This is a genomic window from Mesorhizobium sp. M0954, assembly GCF_040319155.1.
GTDB lineage: Bacteria > Pseudomonadota > Alphaproteobacteria > Rhizobiales > Rhizobiaceae > Mesorhizobium.
Genome location: NZ_JAMYNR010000041.1, coordinates 36,764 through 44,357, shown reverse-complemented (window position 1 = coordinate 44,357; position 7,594 = coordinate 36,764). Strand labels below are relative to the sequence as shown.

The following is a 7,594-nucleotide window of genomic DNA, read 5'->3' as shown; positions in this document are numbered from 1 at the left end:
GAAGGACCGGATTTTTCGCAGGCAAGATCGCCTCCAGCTTCGCCTTGCGCTCAACAAGAGGAAGCCTTGTCAGATCTTCGCCGTCGAGCTGCAGCAGATCGAACGCATAAAAGTCGATAGTCGCCGGGGCACCCTTCAATGCATTTTGAAGCGCTTGGAAGTTAGATCTTCCTTCCGCATCGACAACCACGGCCTCGCCGTCAATCAGGGCGGAGCGCACCTTGAGCTTGCGAGCCTCGGAGAGGACCGAGGGAAAACGGCTAGACCAGTCCAGACCAGATCGTGTGTAGGCTCGCGCCTCGCCTCCGCCGACGGCAACGAGAATACGATAGCCGTCGTATTTCATCTCATGGATCCAACGATCGCCGGCAGGGACCGTGTCCACGAGCGTTGCGAGCTGGACCGGCCGGAAAGCGGGCGGCGCTAAAGTGACCTCGTCACGAGCGGGCGACTTCGCTTGACTAGCCCCCGACCCATTGATTGCCTTACGCGACGTTGGCTTGACCACTCTGACCTAAACCATACTCAGAGACGAAACGGCGTTATCCGCCGTCCAACGCGCGACTACTTCTTTAGTTTCGCTGGCGGCCGTGTTGAGCTTTTCGCGATCATTGCCGACCCGCTTGGTTAGCGCCTCGGCCTGAGGCCGTGCTTCCTGCCTCCGGCCCTTCCATTCCCGATTTTCGCACACAGCTCACAGGCAATAATCAAGAGCAGGAACGGGCCCTCAAATGCCGCCACAGCGTATCCGGTTTCTGCCATCGGCTTTAGAAGCCTGACATTCCGGTTCCGGTCCCCTGTGCGTACGGTTTTGATCTTCTCGTCGAACCCCTTTCGATTTATGATTACTCGACGTGCCCCATTGACGCCAACTACCTCGCCCAGAGCAGCTCCGATGCCAGTTTCAAGAAGTGCAAAATGGCCATAAATGCGCCGACCAGAGTGAATGCTCTCGTATCCGGGTCTATTTCGAGCAGCGCGGACTTGGTCAGCATTAGACAGCCTAACGGGTCCTTCCCAACATAGCCATGGGCACCGGCCTGCTACTCACGCAGCACCCTCTCCTCCTTGGCAGCAGCCTCGAAAGCCTGACGGACCTCTTCCGGAGTCACACGGTCCTGAAGGGCGTCGGCGCACAGTTGCACAGCCTTCCTCCACTAAGGTCGCATCTTGGTCCACTTCATGAGTTCCTCGGCGGGCACCCTCGACGTTGTTGCACCCGTAGGTGACCCCAGGTCGGTCGGTCTTGACGTACACCGGAGGGGAGAAGCAATGGGTTGCCACGACAACTCCTACTCAGGGGAGAGATACACGTTGGCCTCCTTGGCGGCAGCCTCAAAGGCCTTTCGTATTATGTGGGGGTCAATCGAATCGCCCTCCAAGGCTGACAGGCAGAGGGTCACCGCCTTATGCCAGCGAGGCCCTCGCCGGGTCCACATCTTGAGCTGCTCAAGGGCTTCCTTCGCATTGTTGCAGCCATGCCTGAGACCGGTTTCAGTCTTCACGAACACCGGCGGGACGAACCAGATGGGCGCCATGATACCTCCTACTCAGGGGAGAGATACACGTTGGCCTCCTTGGCAGCCGCCTCAAAGGCTTCACGCACCTCATGGGGGACATCCTGCCCTCGAACGCGTCGACGCAGGATTGGACCGCCTTCGTCCACCTCGGGCCCTTTGTGCCCCATGCCAGGAGTTCCTCGGCGGCTCCCTCGACGTGGCTGACCCCATTGCGAATGCCCGGACGTTTCGTCTTCACGTAGACCGGGGGAGCGAACCAGAGGGGACCCATAAGAGGGAACTTAGAGCGGGAAGAGCCCGCCGACCAACCCCGCTTTAGCTGCAGCTAAGGGAACGATGTAGGCCCTCGCGGGTTTAGAGGCGGCAGCGGGATTACTTCGTGGATGTGCAGCCGCTGTGGCGGGGGTCCGTCGCCTCTCATCTCCATGCTTGGCGGCGGGCTCCTTTCGCGAAGGCGGTGTTGGTCTGAGACACCTAGAACCTTATACCGCAATCCAATTTAGCTGGTTGTCATTGGGGGGAGTAATGTCCCCTCCTCTTTTGCAGCAGCCAGGAATGCCTTGCGGGCCTCCTCAGCTTCCATCTCGTCGAAAATCACGGCCATGCAAACGCGCACCGCGAGGTCCCACCAAGGGCCACGCTTGGTCCACTTCATCAGCTCCTCGCCGGCTGCTTCGGCGTTGTTTACGCTGCGGATGATCCCGGGACGCTCGGTCTTGACCGGGACCGGAGGGTTGAACCAGTGGAGAGCCATGCGGTCACTCTTTGTCGGCCCGATCAAGTTCCTCCAGCAAATACTTTTGCTCAGCCGGCAGTTCCCGTTCTACAGGCAGAGTGAGCAGGTTGCGAAGGTAATTGCGGATTACTCCTACCTATTGAAAATGGCGCAGGACGGCGCGCTTTCGTTGCGATGTGCCACAGTGACTGAAGTTGGCTGACAGCTACTCGCGACAGTCGAAAGCCACGCAGAGGCCCATGGCAGTTGCTGCCTCGACGATCGCCTCGGTTAGTTCTTCGTTGGAGGCCACCAAATAAGGCGCAGTCTCCCGAGCTTCGCGTAGTGCCGCTTTGATCGAGACCGTGTCGCCACGGTCCGCCCTGTTGAGGAGGCGGTTATTCGCGAAGATCGAACCCGACGAACAGGCCAAAGGCTGGGGCAACATTGACAATAAGCTCCACCAGCTCGCAGTCAGTTTCCGCCAGATGTGGCCCGTCTCGGCGCACCGCTGCAATAGTCTCTTTGACGGAGATGATTTGGCCGCGACGGACTTGTAGGATCAGCTCGTGAACAAGGTGTTCGGCAGTCACTTTGTCGGGTCGGCAGTTCGTCCAAACGTTCATACAAGGCCTCCCACCTCAGCGAGAACCCAAGGGAACATTCATGACCCTCTGTCGAGAAAAATCAAGAAGAATGTTTGATAACTTCTGAGTGGGAATCAGGGGGACAAGCCACGAAGCGAGCCTCTATACTCTTTGACCTGACGCTCAGCCAGCCCGCTAAGGGACTTCTTCCGTCGGCCCCTGTTTGGCCCGATCAATAGCCGCAAGTAATGACTGTAGGGTTGGCGGCAGTTCTGGTTCGACCTCCAGATTTAAGAACGTTTGTACGTGATGACGATAGCCTTCGGAACGGATCAGTTTCCGAAACGCTCCGGAGACAGACTGATGGTCTGCTTTGTTGCTCGTTGTCATGTTCGGGAAGTCCGTCCCCAATGAGCCGTAACTCGCCCGCAACGAACGGGTTCCATCAGGAGGTCGGAATATTTTGGCTGAAATTTCTGAGCGGGAGATCGGCTAACTGGCCCGCACGAAGACCCCCGTGCCCCCTTCGATCCGCCGAGCATTAATCCCCGCTGTTTGAACAGAAGATCGTGTCGATCTAGCGTCGGTGTTGCACATAGCGACCGTTGAAATGCTTCTGTCCAATGTTTGCTCACGCTGTGATGCCAACAGGGCAGGCTCTTGCGGCAGGGTGCCGCAAGGTCGCGACGAATGAAACGCCGGCCCAGTTCAACTCGCACGACGTCCTTCAAAGCTGGGGGGATCGATCTTCACCGAGCGGTCTGCGGCCTCGACCGCAGTTCGTATCCTGCTGCACAGCGCAAGATTTTCGGCCAGCATTTCTTCAGTGCGTTGAAGCGCGAGCTCGGTCCGGTGGATGCGCTGCCTGGCATTGGCAACTTCCGATGTCAAAAGATCGGCCGCCATCCCGTGGCCGTGGGGTTCCATAGTGTCCATGGGTTTCTAATACATGGGGGGCGATATCGTTCCCTGATGTCGGGCGAAACGGCGGGCCGCAGAAAAGCGCGATGGGCCGAATGATCAATACGCGCCCTGTCAAAACAGCGCCGGCAACAGGCGAACGGCTTCGGCCGCTCTACATCCCACCGGCAGAGGAGATCACGGTCCAGAGGGCCATTGATCTGTTCAGGTACGACTACAACGTAAGCGAAGACACACTCAGGCGGCTGGTGATCAAGCACCGTCTTCACAACCAGACAATGCCCGGTGTTCCGTGGAGAATAAGCGCTCCCGGTTTGGCTATGGCGCTCGCGGGCGATGATGACGCGCTTGCGCGGTTGAGGCGGGACGATCGCGAGCATCCGGACGTAACTCGGTATTTCAAGCGGCTCGGCATCCCGCGACCCTGACCTGTTATCAAAAGTTATGGTCGCGGCGACTGTCTAAAATAGACATTAAGTAGATGTCGCGGCCCGACAGGGCTCCAAGAGCGAACCGTTGCTGCCTTGCGCATCGCCCTCTAGGCCGCCGGCGTCGAGTTCATCCCGGAGAACGGCAGCCGCGCCGGCGTGAGGCTCCGCAAACCTTAGGCGCAGACTCGTTACTGCGCAGCCACACACCTACTTTTCGCCATCGGACGAAGCGGTTGCAACAGGTGGTGCGCGGGCCATAGCGCTGAGGCAGGTCGCGCTATGGAGCACCGGAGCGCAGCACCCAGAAGATGCCGTTCAGCACGCGCCGATCATCAACACGTGGCACACCTCTTGGCTTGTTGGGTAGACGCTTTATTCCATTGCTGACCATTGTCCAAAAGCGCTGTTAACCAAATTTTCTCACCCGCCAATGCTTATTCGCGCGACTGAAGGGGTGAGGTGATCGATGTGTGATTCAAACATAAGCGCGTTTCCGCTGCATCGGCGGCGGAAGTTGGTCGAAGGGATCGCCCGGGTCCTGGAATCCAAGAACGGGAAGGACGCGAACGCCTTCTGGCGCAACACCGCCAAGGCAATTCTCGTTCAGCTGTCCGAATCAGGAATTGCACCCGGGGTCGCCGAACACGAAGTTGGAACGCTTCTTCATGCTGTCTTGGCCGATATCGCCACCCGCAGTGCTGCGAAACTTGCACAATAGCATCGGCTCACGATGAAGGATTGCCGCATAGAGACGCCCCGGGGCTCCACAAGCGTAGCACCACTGCATCCGTCAAACGCAGGTTTCTCACTGCGGACGAAAAGATAGGCGCGTTCGTCGAAATAATGCGCGCGAATGTGCTCTCGGGCGAGATACGGCTCCGCCTCGCCTGTCCGGCGGTCATCGACCAAATCGAGGTAGGCGATGCGGAAACCCGCATTCACGAAAGGCCGACGGACCTTTTCCACGAGCTGAACCCGCAAAACCAATGAGCCGCCGTTGAGTTCCACACTGCCTTTTTATGCGACTTTCGAAGCACGAAGCATGAACATCGAGTATGGTTCGCGTCATTCTCGCACTGAGATGCCTATAAGGGTCCGAGGTCTTTCCGCCCGGTTCTGTCTTGATGACACCGCTGTGTGTAAAAGGAGAACCTGGTATCACTTGCGCGGCCTGAATGTTCATCTAGTGGTAGGATACGGCGCAAGGGGCAACGGCGGCTAATGTCTATCCGTGTAAATATCGCTAACCAGGTACGGCAGACCACCGTACTGCAGTGGCGCCCATTGCTGCCATTGTTCGAAGCAGTCATGAACTCGTTTCAGGCAATCAAGGAAGCGAAACTGCCGACGGGTACGCCCGGACGCATGACGGTCGAGGTCGTTCGCGACGGCCGTCAACTCGACCTGGAAGTTCCGCCGATCAGCGGGTTCAAAGTCATTGATAACGGCATCGGTCTCGACGATGCCAACTACGACTCTTTTAATACTGCGTTCTCGCCACACAAACTGAGCCGAGGCGGCAAGGGCTTGGGTCGCTTCACCTGGCTCAAGGCCTTTGCATTTGCGCGCATCGAAAGCACGTTCAAGGATGACGACGGCGCATTGCTCACTCGAGCTTTCACCTTTGACGAGAACTACGATGTAGACGACCTGCGCGGCCTCCCCAAATCTGTCACGCGACATGCGACAGGCACAACAATCGAGCTTGTGGAACTAAGGCCGGAATATCACGGGCAGTGCCCCCGCACCTCGGAAGTGCTTATCCAGAAACTCATCGAACACTTCATCCTTGTACTGATGGACGAGGAGTGTCCGGCGGTTCAGGTTAACGACCTTGGGCTCAAGCATAACCTCAAAGAAATTTTTGAAAGAGACTATAAGGCCACGGCTTCGGCTTATCCCTTCGAAGTCGGTGGATACTCATTCACTTTACATGGTTTCCGACTTCCCACCTCACGGGCGACCAAGCACAAGCTTGTCTACGCTGCGGATCAACGGTCAGTCCTCAGCGACCGCCTAGCAGACCATCTTCCAAATCTGACATCCCGGCTTGAGGACTACGACGGCAAGGCGTTTTTCTACCTTGGCATCGTCCAGAGCCCTTACCTCACCGAACACGTCAACACCAATCGTACCGATTTCGAGTTCGGCAATCCTGATGATGCCGAGCTTGAACTTCCCCTCTCGGATCACAAGCTCATTCCAAAAACGGATATACGCGCTTCGGCACTAGCGTTGGTGGAGGACGATCTGAAGGATGTCATCGAGACCATCAACTCTGTCAAGCTCGATAGGATTCGTCGGTACGTGCAAGAAGAGGCGCCACAATATCGGATGCTTCTCAAGCACGCCGGCAGCTTCTTAAACAAGATCACTCCGACACCGTCTCGGTCTGAGATGGAAGGCATACTCCACCGGGAACTGTTCTTGCGGGAGACTGAACTCAAGAAAGACAGCACTCGCATCATTCGCGAGGCGAGCAAGATCACCGATTACGAGTCATACCACAAGGAGTTCACCGAATTCCTGGACCGGTACAATGAGCTTGGAGTGTCAGCCTTAGCCCAGTACGTTCAGCACAGACGGATCATCCTTGATTTCCTCGAACGCGCAGTCAAGTTGCCTGAGGACAAGAAGAACTACCCGCTCGAAAAGGTCGTGCATCAGCTCGTATTTCCAATGCAGCATAGCTCTGAAGATATCCCCTCCAGCGAGCAGAATCTCTGGATGATCGACGAGCGCCTCACATTCCATTCGTTCATTTCGTCCGATAAGCGAAACAACGCGCTGTCAGTCGTAGATTCGAAGGATAAGCAGAGAGGCGACATCGTCATCTTTGATGAAAAAATTATTTTCAGCGGTGAGCGGCCCGACGACGAGCATCCGCTGAACTCAATCATTGTGATTGAGTTCAAGCAACCGGGGCGCAACAAGTATGCGGGTGATGAGAACCCCGTTCTTCAGGCCGCAAAAGTGATCAACGCGATCCGCGGCGGTAAGTACCTACATAAGGGTCGAGCGATCCCAATCGCGAACGCAGATATTCCGGCCACGATTTTCGTGGTGGCAGACTTAACGCCAAAACTCAGGCAAGTTCTCACTGACTTCAATGCCACAATGACGCCGGACAAGCAGGGATTCTACGGCTATCACGCCAATCACAGGGTCTACTACGAGGTTATGGACTACACGAAGATGCTCAGCGACGCCAAAAAGCGTAATCGTATTTTCTTCGACAAGCTCAATCTAGTCGATAATCGATAGAGCCATGACGGGTTCAATCGCCCGTTCTGACGATGCATCTTCAGCCGGCACATCGGCTTCAGTCGAGTTCACGCGCGAAGCTGCCAATGGGTACCGAAATGTCCTATGTTCATGTGCAATAGCTGACAAAATTGGCCAGCGTGCACGCCGTAATTG

Annotated in this window: 10 protein-coding genes and 1 pseudogene; 3 read left to right on the top strand and 8 right to left on the bottom strand. The window is 56.6% G+C overall.

The genetic code is table 11. The features are described from left to right. The 6 genes from NKH93_RS31485 to NKH93_RS31460 form a co-directional block, all read right to left on the bottom strand. Positions 1 to 346 (bottom strand): ATP-dependent DNA ligase (locus NKH93_RS31485; protein WP_502896529.1); only part of this gene is annotated, 346 nt, incomplete at its 3' end. Positions 347 to 1,043: 697 nt separating this feature from the next. After that, complete coding sequence (locus NKH93_RS31480) at positions 1,044 to 1,145, bottom strand: DUF982 domain-containing protein (RefSeq protein ID WP_352951990.1); 102 nt, start codon at positions 1,143 to 1,145, stop codon at positions 1,044 to 1,046. A 147-nt stretch (positions 1,146 to 1,292) separates the two neighbouring features. Continuing rightward, positions 1,293 to 1,538, bottom strand: coding sequence for a DUF982 domain-containing protein (locus NKH93_RS31475; RefSeq protein WP_352974992.1), 246 nt, complete (start codon positions 1,536 to 1,538; stop codon positions 1,293 to 1,295). Positions 1,539 to 2,019: 481 nt separating this feature from the next. Further along, a complete protein-coding gene (locus NKH93_RS31470) occupies positions 2,020 to 2,274 on the bottom strand; it encodes a DUF982 domain-containing protein (protein ID WP_352492321.1) in 255 nt (84 codons plus the stop codon). A gap of 359 nt (positions 2,275 to 2,633) precedes the next feature. Then, entirely contained in the window at positions 2,634 to 2,861 is a 228-nt protein-coding gene (locus NKH93_RS31465; RefSeq protein ID WP_352492322.1) for a hypothetical protein, read from the bottom strand. Between the two features lie 669 nt (positions 2,862 to 3,530). Next, positions 3,531 to 3,728 carry a hypothetical protein gene (locus NKH93_RS31460; protein ID WP_352974990.1) on the bottom strand — a complete coding sequence of 66 codons (198 nt, stop codon included), beginning with the start codon at positions 3,726 to 3,728 and terminating at the stop codon, positions 3,531 to 3,533. 110 nt (positions 3,729 to 3,838) lie between these two features. Between NKH93_RS31460 and NKH93_RS31455 the strand changes: the two genes are divergently transcribed. Then, the gene (locus tag NKH93_RS31455; RefSeq protein ID WP_352974989.1) at positions 3,839 to 4,171 is read left to right on the top strand and encodes a hypothetical protein; all 333 of its coding nucleotides are present in this window, start codon (positions 3,839 to 3,841) and stop codon (positions 4,169 to 4,171) included. Between the two features lie 196 nt (positions 4,172 to 4,367). Here NKH93_RS31455 and NKH93_RS31450 read toward each other — a convergent pair. Further along, a pseudogene (locus NKH93_RS31450) lies at positions 4,368 to 4,565 on the bottom strand (transposase); the annotation flags it as partial. Positions 4,566 to 4,640: 75 nt separating this feature from the next. Here NKH93_RS31450 and NKH93_RS31445 point away from each other — a divergent pair. Further along, positions 4,641 to 4,892, top strand: coding sequence for a DUF6074 family protein (locus NKH93_RS31445; RefSeq protein ID WP_352492325.1), 252 nt, complete (start codon positions 4,641 to 4,643; stop codon positions 4,890 to 4,892). On the opposite strand, the gene NKH93_RS31440 is transcribed toward NKH93_RS31445, so the two are convergent. Then, positions 4,838 to 5,182 carry a hypothetical protein gene (locus NKH93_RS31440; RefSeq protein ID WP_352974999.1) on the bottom strand — a complete coding sequence of 115 codons (345 nt, stop codon included), beginning with the start codon at positions 5,180 to 5,182 and terminating at the stop codon, positions 4,838 to 4,840. The two genes, NKH93_RS31445 and NKH93_RS31440, sit on opposite strands and share 55 nt — an antisense overlap. A 300-nt stretch (positions 5,183 to 5,482) precedes the next feature. On the opposite strand from NKH93_RS31440, the gene NKH93_RS31435 reads away from it, so the two are divergent. Next, positions 5,483 to 7,438 carry a hypothetical protein gene (locus NKH93_RS31435; RefSeq protein WP_352974988.1) on the top strand — a complete coding sequence of 652 codons (1,956 nt, stop codon included), beginning with the start codon at positions 5,483 to 5,485 and terminating at the stop codon, positions 7,436 to 7,438. The last annotated feature ends 156 nt before the right edge of the window (positions 7,439 to 7,594 follow it).

Excerpts from the sequence above, each read along its gene's own strand:
- NKH93_RS31475 (WP_352974992.1), bottom strand. The coding sequence starts at position 1,538 with ATGGCGCCCATCTGGTTCGTCCCGCCGGTGTTCGTGAAGACTGAAACC.
- NKH93_RS31470 (WP_352492321.1), bottom strand. The coding sequence starts at position 2,274 with ATGGCTCTCCACTGGTTCAACCCTCCGGTCCCGGTCAAGACCGAGCGT.
- NKH93_RS31465 (WP_352492322.1), bottom strand. The coding sequence starts at position 2,861 with ATGAACGTTTGGACGAACTGCCGACCCGACAAAGTGACTGCCGAACAC.
- NKH93_RS31460 (WP_352974990.1), bottom strand. The coding sequence starts at position 3,728 with ATGGCGGCCGATCTTTTGACATCGGAAGTTGCCAATGCCAGGCAGCGC.
- NKH93_RS31455 (WP_352974989.1), top strand. The coding sequence starts at position 3,839 with ATGATCAATACGCGCCCTGTCAAAACAGCGCCGGCAACAGGCGAACGG.
- NKH93_RS31445 (WP_352492325.1), top strand. The coding sequence starts at position 4,641 with ATGTGTGATTCAAACATAAGCGCGTTTCCGCTGCATCGGCGGCGGAAG.
- NKH93_RS31435 (WP_352974988.1), top strand. The coding sequence starts at position 5,483 with ATGAACTCGTTTCAGGCAATCAAGGAAGCGAAACTGCCGACGGGTACG.